Below are 16491 nucleotides of genomic sequence, written 5' to 3'. Positions count from 1 at the left end.
CGGGAGAGTCGGGGCGCTTCTTCGTGTCCGGCCGTGTCGTCGTTGATCCCATGACCGGGCAGGCTGCCGGTGGCAGATGCCCTGATCCCGCCGTAGAAGGATGAGGGCGTCCCTTCCCAGGGGTCGTCTCGCTATGGGCTTCGATGACACTGCGAGGCGACCGCGACAGACTACTCCCGAATGGCGTCATGCGACAGAACAATTGGTCGGCACCGTTCACGTCGCTCCGCTGCAGGGGGTGCAGTCGTTTCGCGTCCGGAGTGAAACTGGGGGCAGTCGCCAGATCCACCGGCTTTCGTGCCGCGTTCGGTTCCGCGTCGGCGGGACGACCCGATCGGGGACGCTGAACCGCGCGTGCGCGTTCATCCACGTTCGCCAAGCGTGAGCGGGAACTGAGGAGTGCCTTCTCGGGTGAGCGGCGTTGCTCGGCGTTCTGGTTCGGCGACGAGGAAGCGGTCTCCTTCGTGCCAGGGTCTGCGCTGCATCCGGCCGGCAGCGCTGCGGTGATCACCCCCGTAGCCAGTGCGAAGGTCTTCTTCCTCGTGATGAATTCCTTCGTCTCGGATCGGCTACTGGGCGGTGTGCGCGCCGTCGACGGGCAGGGCCACGCCGGTGACATAGCTGGCGGCATCGCTGCACAACCACAGAACGGCCGCGGCGATCTCCTCTGGGCGGCCGAGCCGGCCCATCGGGATCGCGGCGAGAGCACCGTCGGGGTCGAGCTCGCCGCCGGACGTCATACGCTCGACCATCGGCGTGGCGATCGTGCCCGGGCAGACGGCGTTCACGCGCACGCCCCGCTGTCCGTACTGCAGGGCGACGCTCTTGGTCGCCCCGAGCACCCCGTGCTTCGTGGCGTGGTAACTGCTCCGGCCGTCGCCGCCGACGAGGCCGCCCAGCGATGAGCAGTTCACGATCGCGCCCGAGCCCTGCTCGCGCATCTGCTTCAGCTCGTGCTTCATCGATCCCCACACGCCGCGGAGGTTGACGTCGACGATCTTGTCGAAAGCGTCCTCGGTCTCGTCGGCGGAGTCGATGGGCGGGAGCATGATCCCGGCATTGTTGAATGCCATGTCCAGGCTGCCGAACGCCTCGACGGCCGCGTCGACCGCGGCGGCGACCTGGCCCTCGTCCGAGACGTCGCAGGCGATGGCCAGCGCCCGGTGGCCTTCGTCGTTCAGCTGCGCGGCGAACTGCTCGGCGGCGTCCCCGTCGAGGTCGACGATGGCGACAGCCGCTCCGGCGTCGGCGAACGCGCGGACGGTGGCGGCTCCCATGCCGGCGCTGCCGCCGGTGACGAACGCAGTCTTTCCTGTGAAGTCATATGAGACGGTCATGAGTGATGCTCCTTCTTCGTGGGTGGTCCGGGTCGGGGTCAGGTGAACGGGAGGTCGACGCCGGTGTGCTCCGCCAGAGACGCGACCAGCTCGTCCTGGAACCGCTCGTCGTGCACAGCGGCGTGGGGCTCCTCGATCCGCCGGTGGTGCCAGTAGCGACCGGAGACCAGGGCCTCGGGATCGTCGCTGGTGGCGAGCCAGGCCTGGGTGACGTGGCCGAGCGCGAGGTCGTCGCTCGCCGACGGGCCGCCCATCTTCGTGGGTACCCAGCTGGGATCGACCGCGTGCGTGCGCACGTTCGGCCAGCGCCGGGCGATGGCGGCCATGAGCGTCGTGGCGAACAGCTTGCTGTCGGAGTAGGAGACCGAATTCCGTGCGCCGGACCAGTCGGCGCCGGCGAGGTCGGCATGACCGCCACGGTGCATGCTGCTGCTGAGGTAGACCAGCCGTGACGCCGGAATAAGCGCAGTGAGCACGTACGGCGCAACGGCGTTGACCGGCAAGAGCGCCGGTCCATCGATGATCCCGGCGTTGTGGATGACGGCGTCGAACGGTCCCAGTCCGTTCGCCTGCTCGGCGATGCCCTGCAGCTCGTCGGGGTCAGCGAGGTCGCCGACGACGCTGCGCGCGCCGCGAGCGATCAGCTCCTCGACGGCGGAGAGCCTCTGGTCGTGGCGGGCGTGGACGACGATGTCGTGGCCGTCGACCTGCAGCGACGCGGCCGTGGCCCGGCCGACGCCGTCGGTGGACCCGGTGATCAGTATGCGCGACACGGGCGTCCCTCCTCTGGGTGGGTTGTGGGGTCGATGAGCAGAACGCGGTCGTCGTCGGGGCCGGGAGGTGAAGGTCGCGTCGTACGAGCTTGCCCCGCGGGAATGAAACACGCCGCCGTCTCGCTCGGCCGCCCCGAAGAGCGCTTCCGGGGATATCTGTGCAGACTGCCGACGCCGTCACGGCGACGACAGAGGCGAGCAACGTCATGTGCCACGTCAGCCGAGCGATGTTATCCCTGTGCCGTCTCTTCGCCGACGAAGGTCCGGAACGCGCAGCGGTCACGGTGGAGGGACCAGATGCGTTCGGCGAGGGCGGCGGGCTCGTGGTCGGGCTCGCCACCGCCGATGCCACGCGGGATGATCAGCTGCGCGACGTGGATGGCTTCGGGCGCCAGCGCGTCGTGCAGCATCTGGCCGTAGGCGCTCTCCCCGGCGAAGGCGATGGAGGTTCCCGCCACGCCGCCGCTCGGACTCACGGCGCTGGACCCGTTGATGAACAGGATCGTGCCCCGGCCCACCTCACGCATGCCGGGCAGGACGCGCTGCACGGCGGTGACAGGCCCGTACACCGACTGCTCGACGGGGCCGGCAAGGTCCTCGGCCGTCGCCTCGAGCACCGGCTTCATGAACTCCGCTGCGGGGGCCGGGCTGTATTGCAGGACCTCGATCGGGCCCAGGTCGGACGCCGCGGTGTCGAGCGCCGAGCGCAGCGCCCGCAGATCACGGACGTCCGCCGCGTAGCCGCGGACCGTGATGCCCTCGTCGGCCAGCTCGGCGGCCAGCTCGTCGACGTGGGCCTGGCGACGCGAGATCAGCGCGACGGCGAACCCCTCGCGGCCGAAACGGCCGGCGGTGGCCTGGCCGAGCCCGGGGCCGGCTCCGATGATCGCGATGGTGCTCATGATCGTCCTTCCGATGACGCCTTACGAGTCCGGACAACAGCCGGTTGATCGCGGAACGACTGTGTCCGGGCCGGCGACGCCGCATCGGTTGGTCGTCGAGTCCGGTCCGGCTCGCGCGGCGCTGCCATCCACCGTTGACGGTAGACAGCCTGTGGAGCTGATGGGAGTCCCTCTGAGTACATCCACCAGCCGGGACCCCCATCTCCCGTCCGAAGGGACCACCTGCCGACCCCTCCCCGGCGAGCTCCCCACCCCTCGCCGCGCACCCGGTCCGCGTCCGGACCAACGCGGGTCCTCTACCCTGGTGCGGGGGCATCCGGCAGCGGCCGGCTCGTGCCGGCACCACCTCGAGAAGGGACCGCCCGTGACTCTGTTCGGCCTCGTCCGCCATGGGCAGACGGACTACAACCTGCAGAACCTCTTCCAGGGGTCCTCGGACATCCCGCTGAACGACACCGGGATCGAGCAGGCGCACCGCGCCTTCGACCAGCTCCCGCCGGTGGACTGGGACGTGGTCGTCTCCTCACCGCTGAAGCGCGCCGAGCAGACCGCTCGGATCATCGCCGAGGACCACGCCATCGACTTCGGTGGGACGGATGCCCGTCTGGTGGAGATCGACTGGGGCGCAGCCGAGGGCAGGCCCGTCGAGGAGATGGAGCAGCGCTACCCCGAGCGTTCCTTCCCCGGTCGCGAGGACCACCAGGTCGTGGCGGATCGCGGTTACGACGCATTGGAGGCCCTCGAGGAGCAGTACCGCGACCAGAAGGTGCTGGTCGTCGCGCACGGCACCCTGATCAGATTCATCCTCTCCGGGGTCGCCGAGCGGCCCCTGCCCTCGATCCCGAACGCGACCCTCTCCCTGCTGGAGCTCGAGGGCACGACCTGGCAGGTGCGGATGATCGCCGGTCAGGAGATCGAGCACGCGGTGCGGGTCGCCTCCCGCGCGCAGAACCCCCGTTTCGTGCTCGAGAAGGCCGCGCTCGCCCCGGCCGCGACTCCGGCCCATCCGGTCGTCGCGAGCACCGATTCCCCCGAAGGAGGACTCCGATGAGCAGCCGTACCGCCGTGGACGCCGAGGGCGCCTGGTTCGATCCCGAACACATCGATCTGCTCCGCCGTCGGCTGCCGATCCCCTACGTGGACGTGGTGCCGGTGCGCACCGACGTGGACGGGTCCGTGGTCGAGGTCGGTCTGCTGCTGCGTGCCTCGGGGGACGGGCAGATCGTGCGCGCGATCGTCTCCGGGCGCCTCATGATCCACGAGACGATCCGCGAGGCCGTCGCCCGGCACATCGAGAAGGATCTCGGCCCGATGGCGATGCCGAGGATCCCGGTCTCCCCCGTGCCGTTCACGGTCGCCGAGTACTTCCCCACCCCGGGCATCTCGCCGTTCCACGATCCGCGCCAGCACGCGATCTCGATGGCCTACATCGTGCCCATCGACGGCGAGACCGCCCCGCAGGAGGACGCGCTGGAGCTGTCCTGGTTCGGCACCGACGAGCTGCTCGGCGACTCCTCACCGCTGGACGAGATGAACGGCGGCCGCGACCTCCTGGTGCGCCGGGCCCTCGCGCACGTCGGCGCCGCCTGACGCGCGCCCAGTGCTCCCGGCCGACGACGGCGCCCCTGACCCGCGCGGGTCAGGGGCGTCCTCGCTCAGGCGCCAGGTGGGGACGTCATCGCGTCCCGACTCGGCCGCTGTGCCTCAGGACAGCAGCCGTGCCACGTGGCCGGCGATCGCGCGGAACGCCGTCCCGCGGTGCGAGATCGCATCCTTCTGCGCAGGGGTGAGCTCGGCAGAGGTGCGATCCTCCCCCTCGGGCAGGAACAGCGGGTCGTAGCCGAAACCGCCCTCGCCGTGGCGCTCCCGCAGCAACCGGCCCGGCATCTCACCGCGCTCAACCACCTCAGAGCCGTCCGGCGCCACCAGCGCCGCCGCGCACACGAAGCGCGCGCCCCGGTGCTCGTCGGGGACGTCGGACAGCTGCGCGAGCAGCAGGTCGTTGTTGGCCTCATCGTCCCCGTGGCGACCGCTCCAGCGCGCCGAGAAGATCCCGGGGCTGCCGCCGAGCACGTCGACGGCGAGTCCGGAGTCGTCGGCCACGGCGAGCAGCCCCGTCGCCGCAGCGGCGGAGTGCGCCTTGAGCAGGGCGTTGCCCTCGAAGCTGACGGCGTCCTCGAGCACATCGGGCAGCTCCAGGCCGGCCGACGAGATGATCGCGCCCTCCTCGAGCCCGGGCACCGCGGCGGCCAGGATCCGCTGCAGCTCACGGAGCTTTCCCTGGTTGTGCGAGGCCAGGATGACCCTCGCACCGGCCGTGACCGTCGTGCCCGACCCGGTCATCGCTGCGCGGCGAGGACGTCGCGCTGGATCGCCGAGAGCTGCTCGCAGCCGGCGGTGGCGAGGTCCAGCAGGGAGCCCAGCTCCGCACGGTCGAAGGGAGCGCCCTCGGCGGTGCCCTGCACCTCGACGAAGGAGCCGGAACCGGTGACCACGACGTTCATGTCGGTCTCGGCCTCGACGTCCTCGCGGTACTCGAGATCCAGCAGCGGCCGGCCCTCCACGATGCCGACGCTGATGGCGCTGACGGAATCGGTGAGGACCTCCCGGGCGGCCGGGACGGCGGTGTGCTTCTTGCCCCAGGTGATCGCGTCGGCCAGCGCCACGTAGGCACCGGTGATCGCGGCGGTGCGGGTGCCGCCGTCGGCCTGCAGCACGTCGCAGTCCAGCTGGATGGTGTTCTCACCCAGTGCGCCGAGGTCGATGATCGCGCGCAGCGAGCGGCCGATCAGACGCGAGATCTCGTGGGTGCGGCCGCCGATCTTCCCCTTGACGCTCTCGCGGGCGCCGCGGGTGTTCGTCGCCCGGGGCAGCATCGCGTACTCGGCGGTCACCCAGCCCGAGCCGGAGCCCTTCTTCCACCGCGGGACCCCCTCGGTGAAGCTGGCCGCGCACAGCACGCGGGTGCGGCCGAACTCGATCAGGGCGCTGCCTTCGGCGTGGTCGAGCCAGTCGCGGGTGATGCGGACCTCGCGCAGCCGGTCGGGGGTGCGGCCGTCGACGCGGTCGCCGATGGGGGTGGGTGCAGGGGTGCTCATCGAGCGGGTTCTCCTCCGTGTCGCTCAGGCGTACGGACCGAGGATAGCCGCTGGTCCTGGGGCGCCGGGCACCGGGATCCCCCGTCGAGCCCCGGGCGGCCCGCCCTCCGTGTCCCGGCAGGGCGGGACGCCGGACCGGTCACGCGGCGCGGTCGGCCCTGTCCAGCTCGTACACCGCCCCCGGCGCGGCGAGCTCGAGCGGTCCGTCGTAGACGCTGCGGGCCTCGGCCAGGGGGACCTCCGGGTCCGTCCAGGCGGCGATGTGGGTGAGCACGACCCGACGGGCCCGGGACGCGACGGCCGCCTGCCCGGCGCGCAGACCGGTGAGGTGCACGCCGCTGAAGCGGTCGTCGCGACCCTCTATGTAGCCCGCCTCGCACAGGAACAGATCGGCATCCGCGGCGAGCTCGTCCAGGGCCGCGCAGGTGTCGGTGTCCCCGGAATAGGTGAGCACGGTGTCGCCCGCGGTGATGCGGAACCCGTAGGCCTCCACGGGGTGCAGGACCTCGCGCACCAGGATGTCGAAGGGACCGATCGAGAAGCGCCGGCGATCCTCGAGCACGTGGTGGTCGAAGGGTTCGCAGTCGACACCGGCGGGGATGTTGCCGGACCGGCCCAGCACCGCGGAGAGCCGTTCCGGCAGCGGCCGCGGGGCGTGGATGGGCAGCTGCGGCAGATCGTCACGCTGGTGGTACGCCCAGAACACCTCTAGACCGGTGAGATCGAGGTAGTGGTCAGGGTGCAGGTGGGAGACGATCACGGCGTCGAGGTCGGCGGGGTCGATGACGGACTGCAGCGGCCCGAACGCCCCGGAGCCGAGGTCCATGAGCACCCGCCAGGTACGTCCGGACTCGTCCTCGTGCTCGAGGAGGTAACCGGAGGCCGCGCCGCGGGGCCCGGCGAAGCTGCCGCTGCAGCCGATGACGTGGATCCTCATGCCGTCACCACCGGCAGGCTCGCGGTCACATCGAGCATCGGCCCCAGGAACCGGCGCGAGAGGCGCACGAAGGACTCGCTGCCCTCACCCTCCGCGGTCTGGGCGAACACGTGCCGCGGCGAGCGCTCCGACTCGCGCAGCAGCGAGGCGCCGCGCAGCAGCCGGTAGACGTCCAGTGCGGTCTCCTCGGCGGAGGAGACGAGGGAGACCTCCGGTCCCATGACGTAGCTGATGGGTCCGGCGAGCATCGGGTAGTGGGTGCATCCGAGCACCAAGGTGTCCACGCCGGCCTCGCGCACGGGCGCCAGGTACTTCTCGGCCACGTCGATCACCTCCTCACCCGTGATCACGCCGTGCTCGACGAACTCGACGAAGCGGGGGCACGCCTGCGTGACGATGTCCAGATCGGGGGCCGCGGCGAAGGCGTCCTCGTAGGCCCGGGAGGTGACGGTTCCCTGGGTCGCGATCACGCCCACCCGGCGATTGCGGGTCGAGGCGACGGCGCGGCGCACGGCCGGCTGGATGACCTCGACGACCGGGACCTCGTACCGCTCGCGCGCGTCGCGGAGCACCGCGGCCGAGGCGGTGTTGCAGGCGATGACGAGCATCTTGACCCCGTGCTCGACCAGGTCGTCCATGATGTCCAGGGTCAGCGACCGCACCTCGGCGATCGACCGGGGCCCGTAGGGACCGTGCGCGGTGTCGCCGATGTAGACCAGCTCCTCCTGCGGCAGCTGGTCGAGGATGGCCCGGGCGACGGTGAGCCCGCCCACCCCGGAGTCGAAGATCCCGATCGGCGCGTTGTTCATCCCCGCAAGGCTAATGTCGATCCTCGCCGAGGACAGTGACGGCACGCTCACTGCGTGCCGTTTCACAGTCCGATCACACGATCAACTATCGCCGTCGCGGCCGGCTCGTCCCTCACCGACCCCTCCTGCCTCACAGTTCGTCGCTCAGTCCCCACCGAACCGACCTCACTCCTCCCGCTCGACCTACGGTGCCGGCTCGTCCCTCACCGACCCCTCCTGCCTCGCAGTTCGTCGCTCAGTCCATTGCCCGCAGCAGGCTTTCCTGGAGCCAGGACAGCAGCTCGTAGACGGCGATGACGATGTCGGAACCGACCTGCTCGTCGTCGGGATCCGTCGCTCCCTCGACACGTTCGCCGATCTGCTGGAGCATCCTCACGGTGTCGAAGTCGCCGTCCCGCCGGAGGTCGAGGCGATCGGCGAGCACGATCCGCACGTCGTTCAGGGCGCGCAGCAGGACCAGTGCCTGCGCGTCATCGACGACGACCTCACTGTGGCCGTGGCCTGTCGCATCGAGGATCGACATGACGGTGCGGAGGTCCTCGAGCTTGCCGTCGGCGAGGTCCTGCTGCCCGAACCGGCGGAACTCGCCGGCGAGAGTCGGGTCCTCGGAAGCGGCCGGGAACAGACGCTTGACGGCGGAGTCCGCCGGTTCACGGGCATCGCGCCCGGCGAACTCGGCCTCCAGCCGGCGCAGCGGATCCTCGCTGTCGGCGGCGTGGCGCAGCAGATCGGGATCCGCATCGATCCCGAGGTCGGCCCGGATCAGGTCGGAGGTCTCCTGGGAGACCTGCGCGATGATCGACTTCTCCTCGCCGTCCAGCCGGCAGGCCAGGCTGCCGTCGGGACGACGGCGGAACGCGTGGGCCATCAGTCCTCTCCCGCTCTCTCCAGGGTCGCGCGCAGGCCGAAGGAGTGCATGGCCTGCACATCGGTCTCGACCCGTTCCCGGGAGCCGCGCGAGACGATCGCTCGGCCCTCCTCGTGGACCTGTGTCATCAGTTGCTCGGCGACGAGCCGGGAGTAGCCGAAGTACTGGCGGAAGACGAACACGACGTAGCTCATGAGGTTCACGGGGTCGTTCCAGACCACGGCGCACCACGGACCGTCGGTCTCGACATCCAGCGCGACTTTCCCGGAGGGATCGGTCAGCGAGCCCGTCCCGGGCTCGCCCCGCCGCAGCTCCACCGGCATTCGTGCTCCTCCTGTGTCACGCCGCCTCCCGATCCGTCCGCTGGTCGCCGGGATGCGGCGCGGACGAGTCTACGGGGCGCGCCCGACCATCAGCCGTCCCGCCACGCATTACGGTGGACACTGTGACTTCTGCCCTGCTCACTGACCTCTACGAGCTGACGATGCTGCACGGTGCCCGCCAGGCCGGCACCGCCTCGCGCCGCTGCGTCTTCGAGGTGTTCACCCGGTCCCTCCCCGAGGGACGTCGCTACGGGGCGCTGGCCGGTACCGCCCGCGTGCTCGAGGCGATCGCCGACTTCCAGTTCGACGAGGCCGATCTGCGCTATCTGCGCAGGACCGGAGTGCTCGACGAGGCGACGCTCGAGCACCTCTCGGCATACCGCTTCACCGGCGACGTGCACGGCTACGAGGAGGGCGAGCTGTACTTCCCGAACTCGCCCGTGCTGCGCGTGGAGGGCACCTTCGAGGACGCCGTGATGCTGGAGACGGTGGTGCTCTCGATCCTCAATCACGACAGCGGGGTCGCCTCGGCCGGCTCGCGCATGATCACGGCCGCTCGCGGACGTCCCTGCATCGAGATGGGTGGGCGCCGCATCCATGAGGACGCTGCGATCGCCGCCGCCCGTGCCGCCTTCATCGTCGGCTTCGCCTCCACCTCGAACCTCGCCGCGGGCGCCCACTACCGGGTCCCCGTGGCCGGCACCGCCGCGCATGCCTTCACCCTGCTGTTCGACAGCGAGGAGGAGGCCTTCCGCGCCCAGCTCGACTCCCAGGGCACCGGCACCACGATGCTGGTGGACACCTACGATGTCGAGACCGCCGTGCGCACCGCGGTCCGGCTGGCCGGCACCGAGCTGGGCGCGGTGCGTCTCGACTCCGGGGATCTGGGGGAACAGGCCCACCGGGTGCGCGCGCTGCTGGACTCCCTCGGCGCAACCGACACCCGCGTCACCGCGACCGGTGATCTGGACGAGTACAGCGTCGACGAGCTCGCCACGGCGCCGCTGGACGGCTATGGGATCGGCACCCGCCTGGTCACCGGTGGCGGCCACCCCGCACCCGGGTTCGTGTACAAGCTGGTCGAGCGCGAGGGCGCCGACGGGCAGATGCACCCGGTGGGCAAACGGTCGGAGGGCAAGTCCACGCTCGGTGCCGGGAAGAGCGCCTACCGCCTGCTGGTGGGCGGGACGGCGCGCGCGGAGCTCGTGTTGCCCGGGGAGGAGGAGGTCGCGGAGTTCGAGCGGGAGCTGACCGCCGAGCTGATCTCGGCCGAGGCCTCCTCCGACTGGGCCCGCACGACCCTGCGCCCGCTGCAGGTGCCGATGATCCTCGGCGGCGAACCGGTGGAGGAACACCGGCCCCCGCAGCGGGTGGAAGCGGCCCGGGCACGGCACGCGGCCTCGGTCGGGGAACTGGGGCTGGATCCCGAGGAGGGCCCCGACGGTCCGATCGCGATCCCGACCCTCACGGACGGCGTCGAGGCCGCCCGCGTCCTGCGCTGATTCCGCGCCCAGCGCGCGACGCTACCGGGCGGAAGGGTCACGGACCGCGCACGCGGAAGGCTGGGCCGCGCACGCGGAGAGGTGGGACTTGTCGAGAACTGGCGCTATGGCATGCGCTCTGGCGATATAGCCAGTGCGCATGCCATAGCGCCAGTTGTCGACCCATCCTTCCCGCGCTGAGGCGAGTTCGACGCGGACGGCCAGCTCGACGGGCCTCAGCGACGCCCGACGAACCAGCCGCGCACGATGCCGATGCGCTCCTGGATCTGCTCGGCGCTGGCCTGGGCCACCGCCGGGCCGCCGCTGCGACTGCGCAGGGTGTTGTGGACCGAACCGTGGGGCGTGCCCGACTTCTTGGCCCAGGCCGAGACCAGGGTGCTGAGCTCCTTGCGCAGCTCCATCAGCTGCCGGTGGTCCACGACGCCCGGAGTGGTGGGCACCTCGGCGGCCCCGCCCTTCTGGCGGCGCGCCTGCTGCTGGGCCTGCTGCTGCTGGAGGACGGTGCGCATCTGCTCGGCGTCCAGCAACCCGGGGATACCCAGGAACTCCTGCTCGTCCTCGCTGCCGATCGTGCCGCCGGCGCCGTACTCGCCGCCATCGAACAGGACCCGGTCGAAGGACGCCTCGGACTCGAGCGCCTCGAAGGTCATCTCGAGCTGGTCGCTGGCCTGCTCCGTGCGGTTGGCCTCCTCGAGCAGGCCCTCGTCGAGCCCGGTCTCCTCGTCACCCTCCGGGGGCCGCAGGTCCAGCACGTGGTCGCGCTCGGCCTCGAGCTCCGCGGCGTGGGCCATGAGGACCGGGACCGTCGGCAGGAACACGCTCGCGGTCTCCCCGCGGGTGCGCGAGCGCACGAAACGGCCGACGGCCTGCGCGAAGAACATCGGGGTCGCCGTGGAGGTGGCGTACACCCCGACCGCGAGACGCGGCACGTCCACCCCCTCGGAGACCATGCGCACGGCGACCATCCAGCGGTCGTCGGAGGCCGAGAAGCCCTCGATGCGCTTGCCGGCCCCGGCGTCGTCGGAGAGCACGACGGTGGGCGCCTGCCCGCAGATCTCCTGGAGCGTCGCCGCGTAGGCGCGGGCGGCCTTCTGATCGGTGGCGATCACCAGCCCACCGGCATCGGGGACGTGGCGTCGCACCTCGGTCAGGCGCCGGTCCGCGGCCGAGAGCACCGACTGCATCCATTCGCCCTGCGGGTCCAGGGCGGTGCGCCAGGCCTGCTGGGTGATGTCCTTGGTCTCCAGCGCCCCGAGCTGCGCGGAGACCTCGTCGCCGGTCTTGGTGCGCCAGTGCATCCGGCCCGAGTAGGTCATGAACAGCACCGGCCGCACGACGTGGTCGCGCAGCGCCTCGCCGTAACCGTAGGTGTAGTCGGCCTTCGAGCGGGAGAAGCCCTCACCGTCCTCCTCGTAGACGACGAAGGGGATCTGCGAGGAGTCGGAACGGAACGGGGTGCCGGTCAGCGAGAGCCGTCGGGTCGCGGTGTCGAAGGCGTCGCGAACACCGTCACCCCAGGTCAGGGAATCGCCGGCGTGGTGGATCTCGTCGAGGATCACCAGGGTGCGCTCGGCCTCGGTGCGGGCGCGATGCAGCGCCGGGTGCATCCCCACTTGGGCATAGGTGACCGCCACCCCCTGGTAGTGCGAGCCGTGGGCACCCTGGGAGTTGGTGAAGTTCGGGTCCAACGAGATGCCGACGCGCGCGGCCGAGTCCGCCCACTGCGTCTTGAGGTGCTCGGTCGGGGCCACGACCGTGACCCGCCGGACCGTGCCCTCGGAGAGCAATCCAGCGGCGATCTGCAGGGCGAAGGTGGTCTTGCCCGCGCCGGGCGTGGCCACCGCGAGGAAATCCCTCGGGGCGCGGTCGCGGTACAGCTCGAGTGCCTCGGCCTGCCAGGCGCGCAGCTTGGGGACGGTGCCCCAGGCGGCACGTTCGGGGTAGGCCACCGGCAGCGACCGGGCGGCGGCCTCGGAGGGCTGGCGCGGATCGCTCGTGGAGAACAGGGAGGGAGTCGTATTCACAGCGTGCTCAACCGTACCGCCGCCGTCCGACGACCCGCCGACGGCCCCGATGTGAGGAAGTCGCCGCAGCCGGGGTCGGGGCAGCCGGGGTCGGGGAGTGCGGTCAGCGACGCCCGCCGAAGAAGCCGCGGAAGCCGCCTCCGCGTCCGGACCCGCCCGAACCGCCCGAGCCGCCGGAGTCGCCGCCCCCGTCCTGCGGTTCGCGCAGCCCCTCGAAGATCTCCTTGCACTCGGGGCAGACGGGATACTTCTCGGGATCACGCCCGGGCACCCACACCTTGCCGCACAGCGCGATCACGGGCGTGCCGCCGAGGGCCGCCTGGGTGATCTTGTCCTTGCGCACGTAGTGGGCGAACCGGTCGTGGTCGCCGTCGTCGGTCTCCTGCTCCTGCTCCTGCAGCTGGCGGTCCAGCACCGCGGTACCGCCCGGTTCATCGCTGTACGGGTCCATCCGGGACGGGTCGGACGTGGAGGACATGGCTTGCTCCCTCGATCGTTGGCGTTGCTCCGAGCCTAGCGCCCCGCCTCCCCGCGGTCAGTCGCGACCGCTGGAACAATGCGGTCATGGACGCTGTCGTCGAGTACCTCCATCGCCTCCCGCACGAGATCCGTCGCGCCGGGGGCTCACTGCCGTGGCGTGCGGGAGCACTGGTGCTCGCCCTGGTGGCGAACATCGGCTTCTACCTGCCGTCGATCCCGAGCGGAGTCCCCGGGGCCGGGGCCCCGGGGCTCGACAAGGTCGTCCACTTCGTGGTGTTCGCCCTGACCGTCTGGGCGGCCGGTCGCCTGCTGGCTCCCCGTCGGCGGTTCCCCATGGGATGGGTCGTGCTGGTCGCCTTCGCCCACGCCCTGCTGATCGAGCTGATCCAGCTGGTTCTGCTGCCCGAGCGGGGCGCCGAGGGCGCCGACGTGCTCGTCGACGTCATCGGCATCGCCCTGGGGGTCGGGCTGTGGCTCGGCGAGCGTCTCCGCCGCGAGCGCGCCGAGCGGCCTGCGCCCGAGATCGAGGAGGCCGAGATCCCGCCCGTGGGCACCGCGGGCACCGCGCCTGCATCCACCGAGCCTGACGGGGCCCCCACGGGCGCCGTGACCCCGCGCTGAACGCGGTCCGCGTCGTGGTTGCAGCCCACCGGGTCCGGGACGTCTCGGTGACGTCTCTGCGCCCCTCGTCGACGCCCACCAGGAGCAGCGCATCATGACCGCCAGCCCGGACGACCAGGACCGTCTCCAGGAACTGGTCGGCGCCCTCACCCGCGCCGCGGCGTCCGCCCCCGCCCATGGAGCGGAAATCGAGGGCGCCGCCGGGGCCGTCGCCGCCGTGGACCGCCTCGACGGCACCGCGCAGGCGGTGGCCGGGTCGACGGCCCTGTTCGCGGGCGACGGGTCCCTGCTGGAGGAGGCCTCCCCGGAGGTCACGCCCGTGGAGGGGAACACGCTGTTCGACATGGCCTCGGTGACCAAAGTGGTCACCGCGCTGACGGCCGGGACCCTCATCGACGACGGGCTGCTCGATCCGGAAGCTCCGATCCGGGAGTACCTGCCCTCCCCGCATCCCGCGATCACGGCGCGGCACCTGCTCACCCACACTGCCGGGCTGCCGCCCGTCATGCCGCTGTGGCGTCTCGCCGGTGATCGCGAGGCGCGCCTGGCGGCCGTCTCCCGCGCGCATCTCGAGGCCGCACCGGGCAGCGTGCACGCCTACTCGTGCATCGGTTTCATCCTGCTGGGCGCGCTGCTCGAGGGGCTCACAGACACTCCCCTGCCCGAGCTCGCCCGGGTGCGGGTGCTGGATCCCGCCGGCGCCATGACCGCGGGCTGGGCGCCTGCCCCGCCCCAGGCACAGCGGGCGGCGGCCACCGAGTACCAGGAGGATCCACCCCGCGGACTGGTGCGCGGTGCGACGCACGACGAGACGGCCTGGTCCCTGGGCGGTTCCGGCAACGCGGGCCTGTTCGCCACCCTCGAGGACGCTCTCGCGATCGGGCGTGTCCTGGCCGGCCGGGCACCAGGACCGACGCTCTCAGACGCGGTGCGCACGCTGATGACGACCGACCAGCTGCCCGGGGTGAGCACCGACGCGCCCTGGCGGCAGGGCCTGGGTCTGCGAGTGGGTCAGGAGTCCGCGCCCGGCGTCCTGCTGCCCCGCGTCGTCGGCCACCCCGGATTCACCGGGACCTCGGTGCTCGCCGATCCCACCACCGGCACCGTCGCCACGCTGCTGACCAATCGGGTCCACCCCCGCCGGACCTGGTTCACGGTCGACCGCTCCCGACGGGAGCTGGCCCGGATCGCCTTCGCCTGAGCACCTGCTGCGCCCGACCTCCTGCCGGGAGAGCCACGAGCGTGCCGTACTGCGGTCGGCGCCAGCGGCCGGCAGCCTGGGACGCGGCCCGGTTGCCGCGCCGTCGGCGCCAGGAGGTGCCCCGACCCGAGCGTGGACGCCCGTCGCAGGCAGCAGCAACGCAACGCGACCCGGTCCCCTATGGCCATCTGGGGATCTGGGAGAGCTGGTGGCGCCGTAGACGGCCGGGTCGAGACGGCACCGCTCCTCTGTGCGCTCGAGCGACACCACCCAAAGTTGGAGCGCGACGAGACCATGCGCTGATTCGAGCACATGCATACCGGGCGAATATAGGAAACACGATCACCGCAACTGGACTCACGGAACCCTGCCGAAGCTCGATGGCGGTCCACGACGTGTCGTTCTCCGCCGAGCCTGGCCGGATCGCCGGAGTAAGGCATCGGCTTCTCTTCCCCCCGGTTGATGGACGGTGAGCCGCCGGCCGAACACCGAGCATTCGATCTGGAAGGAATCCCATGACGACAGCGATACCCGGCGTCCGCGCCCCCAAAACGATCCCGGAGGGCGTGGAATACCATAGAGTGCTCGCCGGAGAAAAACGGCGGATCGGGCGGGGCATACTCGCGATCGTCCTGGTGCTCGGAGGAATGTTCGGCGGCATCCAAGTGTTCTTCTACCTCGGCATCTGGCTCGACGCGCTCATCCTTCCGAACGGGACCCCGACGGGACTGTCGCCGATCATTTTCGCGTCTACCCTTATCCCCGCCGCGCTGGTCATTCCCTGGAGCATGCTGATCCAACGATGGCTCTACGGGGTTCCTGGCGCGTCGTTGCATTCGGTCGTCTCGCGCTTCCGCTTCGCCGTCTTCGGGCGCGCCCTGCTCGTCGTGCTTCCGATCAGCGTCCTCGCACTCGCTACCACCGAGCTCCTCCAGCCGGGCGCTACGAGCCAATGGAGCACCACGGAACTCGTCTTGTTCTTCGTGGCGGTCGTCCTGCTGATACCGCTGCAGTCAGCCGGCGAAGAGTACGGAGTGCGCGGCCTCATCTTCCGCATCGCGGGAAGCTGGGTGCACGGCCGATGGGCGTCTCTCGTTCTGGGAATCGCCGTCTCCTCTGCGGTGTTCGCCGTCATCCACACAGCGACCGACCCCTGGTGGAACGTGTTCTACGTCGTGTTGTCCGTTGCCGCCGCGATCGCCACGTGGCGCAGCGGCGGTGTCGAGATCGCTGGGGTCATCCACGCCGCCTACAACGTCGTGACCATCATGTTCTGGGTCGTCCTGCACGCCGACCTCACCGAACGGTTCGACCGTTCGCCCGGAGCCGTCACGCCCGAGCTCCTGGTCCCGAGCGCTATCGCCTTCGTCCTCTTCGCCGCGATCGTCTGGCTGTGCACGCGACGCAGCGGCCCGCTGACGACGACGTCGCCGGTGGATTCATGAGCCGTGTCGACCCTTCAGGTGATCCGGTTCCCACCACACACCATGGAATGACCTCCGGCTCCCGAGTCCCGTGAGTGCCGCTGCAGCACGCCGGGAGAGGCCCCGGATACTTGACTCGTCCTGGCTGCCGTCCCCGCTTTCCGTGCGGGGACGGTGAGGGCTCCCGGGTCC

The 16491-nt window shown here is 70.9% G+C and carries 17 protein-coding genes; 6 read left to right on the top strand and 11 right to left on the bottom strand.

Annotated elements, in window-relative coordinates:
• Positions 1–569: 569 nt before the first annotated feature.
• From JOF43_RS17960 to JOF43_RS17950, 3 genes are all read right to left on the bottom strand, one after another.
• The gene (locus JOF43_RS17960) at positions 570–1337 is read right to left on the bottom strand and encodes a glucose 1-dehydrogenase (protein WP_209904416.1); all 768 of its coding nucleotides are present in this window, start codon (positions 1335–1337) and stop codon (positions 570–572) included.
• Positions 1338–1375: 38 nt separating this feature from the next.
• Positions 1376–2110 carry an SDR family NAD(P)-dependent oxidoreductase gene (locus tag JOF43_RS17955; RefSeq protein ID WP_209904415.1) on the bottom strand — a complete coding sequence of 245 codons (735 nt, stop codon included), beginning with the start codon at positions 2108–2110 and terminating at the stop codon, positions 1376–1378.
• Between the two features lie 230 nt (positions 2111–2340).
• Entirely contained in the window at positions 2341–3012 is a 672-nt protein-coding gene (locus JOF43_RS17950; protein WP_209904414.1) for an SDR family NAD(P)-dependent oxidoreductase, read from the bottom strand.
• Positions 3013–3376: 364 nt separating this feature from the next.
• Here JOF43_RS17950 and JOF43_RS17945 point away from each other — a divergent pair, with 364 nt between their 5' ends.
• Both JOF43_RS17945 and JOF43_RS17940 read left to right on the top strand, forming a co-directional pair.
• Positions 3377–4063: a histidine phosphatase family protein gene (locus JOF43_RS17945; RefSeq protein WP_209904413.1), complete on the top strand. Its 687-nt coding sequence runs from the start codon at positions 3377–3379 to the stop codon at positions 4061–4063.
• Positions 4060–4602: an NUDIX hydrolase family protein gene (locus tag JOF43_RS17940; protein ID WP_209904412.1), complete on the top strand. Its 543-nt coding sequence runs from the start codon at positions 4060–4062 to the stop codon at positions 4600–4602. The genes JOF43_RS17945 and JOF43_RS17940 overlap by 4 nt, the downstream gene beginning before the upstream one ends.
• A 114-nt stretch (positions 4603–4716) precedes the next feature.
• Here JOF43_RS17940 and rdgB read toward each other — a convergent pair whose 3' ends face one another.
• The 6 genes from rdgB to clpS all read right to left on the bottom strand — a co-directional run bounded on the left by rdgB (position 4717) and on the right by clpS (position 9047).
• Positions 4717–5355, bottom strand: coding sequence for an RdgB/HAM1 family non-canonical purine NTP pyrophosphatase (gene rdgB / locus JOF43_RS17935; RefSeq protein ID WP_209904411.1), 639 nt, complete (start codon positions 5353–5355; stop codon positions 4717–4719).
• A complete protein-coding gene (gene rph / locus JOF43_RS17930; protein ID WP_209904410.1) occupies positions 5352–6110 on the bottom strand; it encodes a ribonuclease PH in 759 nt (252 codons plus the stop codon). The genes rdgB and rph overlap by 4 nt, the downstream gene beginning before the upstream one ends.
• Positions 6111–6249: 139 nt before the next feature.
• Entirely contained in the window at positions 6250–7047 is a 798-nt protein-coding gene (locus JOF43_RS17925; protein ID WP_209904409.1) for an MBL fold metallo-hydrolase, read from the bottom strand.
• Entirely contained in the window at positions 7044–7856 is an 813-nt protein-coding gene (murI, locus tag JOF43_RS17920; protein WP_209904408.1) for a glutamate racemase, read from the bottom strand. Before murI ends, JOF43_RS17925 begins: the two co-directional genes overlap by 4 nt.
• 235 nt (positions 7857–8091) lie before the next feature.
• Positions 8092–8724 (bottom strand): DUF2017 family protein, encoded by a 633-nt coding sequence (locus JOF43_RS17915; RefSeq protein WP_209904407.1) that lies wholly within the window; start codon positions 8722–8724, stop codon positions 8092–8094.
• The gene (gene clpS, locus JOF43_RS17910) at positions 8724–9047 is read right to left on the bottom strand and encodes an ATP-dependent Clp protease adapter ClpS (RefSeq protein WP_209904406.1); all 324 of its coding nucleotides are present in this window, start codon (positions 9045–9047) and stop codon (positions 8724–8726) included. The genes JOF43_RS17915 and clpS overlap by 1 nt, the downstream gene beginning before the upstream one ends.
• A gap of 122 nt (positions 9048–9169) precedes the next feature.
• Here clpS and JOF43_RS17905 point away from each other — a divergent pair, with 122 nt between their 5' ends.
• A complete protein-coding gene (locus tag JOF43_RS17905) occupies positions 9170–10549 on the top strand; it encodes a nicotinate phosphoribosyltransferase (RefSeq protein WP_209904405.1) in 1380 nt (459 codons plus the stop codon).
• 215 nt (positions 10550–10764) lie between these two features.
• On the opposite strand, the gene JOF43_RS17900 is transcribed toward JOF43_RS17905, so the two are convergent.
• Together JOF43_RS17900 and JOF43_RS17895 are read right to left on the bottom strand one after the other, a co-directional pair.
• Entirely contained in the window at positions 10765–12573 is a 1809-nt protein-coding gene (locus JOF43_RS17900; RefSeq protein WP_209904404.1) for a DEAD/DEAH box helicase, read from the bottom strand.
• Between the two features lie 103 nt (positions 12574–12676).
• Positions 12677–13051, bottom strand: a complete 375-nt coding sequence (locus JOF43_RS17895) for a DUF3039 domain-containing protein (RefSeq protein WP_209904403.1) — start codon at positions 13049–13051, stop codon at positions 12677–12679.
• A gap of 86 nt (positions 13052–13137) precedes the next feature.
• On the opposite strand from JOF43_RS17895, the gene JOF43_RS17890 reads away from it, so the two are divergent.
• The 3 genes from JOF43_RS17890 to JOF43_RS17880 all read left to right on the top strand — a co-directional run bounded on the left by JOF43_RS17890 (position 13138) and on the right by JOF43_RS17880 (position 16320).
• On the top strand, positions 13138–13674 hold the full coding sequence (locus JOF43_RS17890; protein WP_209904402.1) for a VanZ family protein: 537 nt from the start codon (positions 13138–13140) through the stop codon (positions 13672–13674).
• Positions 13675–13768: 94 nt separating this feature from the next.
• Positions 13769–14875, top strand: a complete 1107-nt coding sequence (locus JOF43_RS17885; protein ID WP_209904401.1) for a serine hydrolase domain-containing protein — start codon at positions 13769–13771, stop codon at positions 14873–14875.
• Positions 14876–15390: 515 nt separating this feature from the next.
• Positions 15391–16320: a CPBP family intramembrane glutamic endopeptidase gene (locus tag JOF43_RS17880; protein ID WP_209904400.1), complete on the top strand. Its 930-nt coding sequence runs from the start codon at positions 15391–15393 to the stop codon at positions 16318–16320.
• The last annotated feature ends 171 nt before the right edge of the window (positions 16321–16491 follow it).

This window comes from Brachybacterium sacelli, assembly GCF_017876545.1.
Classification (GTDB): Bacteria; Actinomycetota; Actinomycetes; order Actinomycetales; family Dermabacteraceae; genus Brachybacterium; species Brachybacterium sacelli.
Note: the sequence above shows the minus strand (reverse complement) of the source record. Positions and strands in the feature narration are given on the sequence as shown.

Excerpts from the sequence above, each read along its gene's own strand:
- murI (WP_209904408.1), bottom strand. The coding sequence starts at position 7,856 with ATGAACAACGCGCCGATCGGGATCTTCGACTCCGGGGTGGGCGGGCTC.
- rdgB (WP_209904411.1), bottom strand. The coding sequence starts at position 5,355 with ATGACCGGGTCGGGCACGACGGTCACGGCCGGTGCGAGGGTCATCCTG.
- JOF43_RS17940 (WP_209904412.1), top strand. The coding sequence starts at position 4,060 with ATGAGCAGCCGTACCGCCGTGGACGCCGAGGGCGCCTGGTTCGATCCC.
- clpS (WP_209904406.1), bottom strand. The coding sequence starts at position 9,047 with ATGCCGGTGGAGCTGCGGCGGGGCGAGCCCGGGACGGGCTCGCTGACC.
- JOF43_RS17950 (WP_209904414.1), bottom strand. The coding sequence starts at position 3,012 with ATGAGCACCATCGCGATCATCGGAGCCGGCCCCGGGCTCGGCCAGGCC.
- JOF43_RS17915 (WP_209904407.1), bottom strand. The coding sequence starts at position 8,724 with ATGGCCCACGCGTTCCGCCGTCGTCCCGACGGCAGCCTGGCCTGCCGG.
- rph (WP_209904410.1), bottom strand. The coding sequence starts at position 6,110 with ATGAGCACCCCTGCACCCACCCCCATCGGCGACCGCGTCGACGGCCGC.
- JOF43_RS17885 (WP_209904401.1), top strand. The coding sequence starts at position 13,769 with ATGACCGCCAGCCCGGACGACCAGGACCGTCTCCAGGAACTGGTCGGC.
- JOF43_RS17890 (WP_209904402.1), top strand. The coding sequence starts at position 13,138 with ATGGACGCTGTCGTCGAGTACCTCCATCGCCTCCCGCACGAGATCCGT.
- JOF43_RS17880 (WP_209904400.1), top strand. The coding sequence starts at position 15,391 with ATGACGACAGCGATACCCGGCGTCCGCGCCCCCAAAACGATCCCGGAG.
- JOF43_RS17925 (WP_209904409.1), bottom strand. The coding sequence starts at position 7,047 with ATGAGGATCCACGTCATCGGCTGCAGCGGCAGCTTCGCCGGGCCCCGC.
- JOF43_RS17960 (WP_209904416.1), bottom strand. The coding sequence starts at position 1,337 with ATGACCGTCTCATATGACTTCACAGGAAAGACTGCGTTCGTCACCGGC.
- JOF43_RS17895 (WP_209904403.1), bottom strand. The coding sequence starts at position 13,051 with ATGTCCTCCACGTCCGACCCGTCCCGGATGGACCCGTACAGCGATGAA.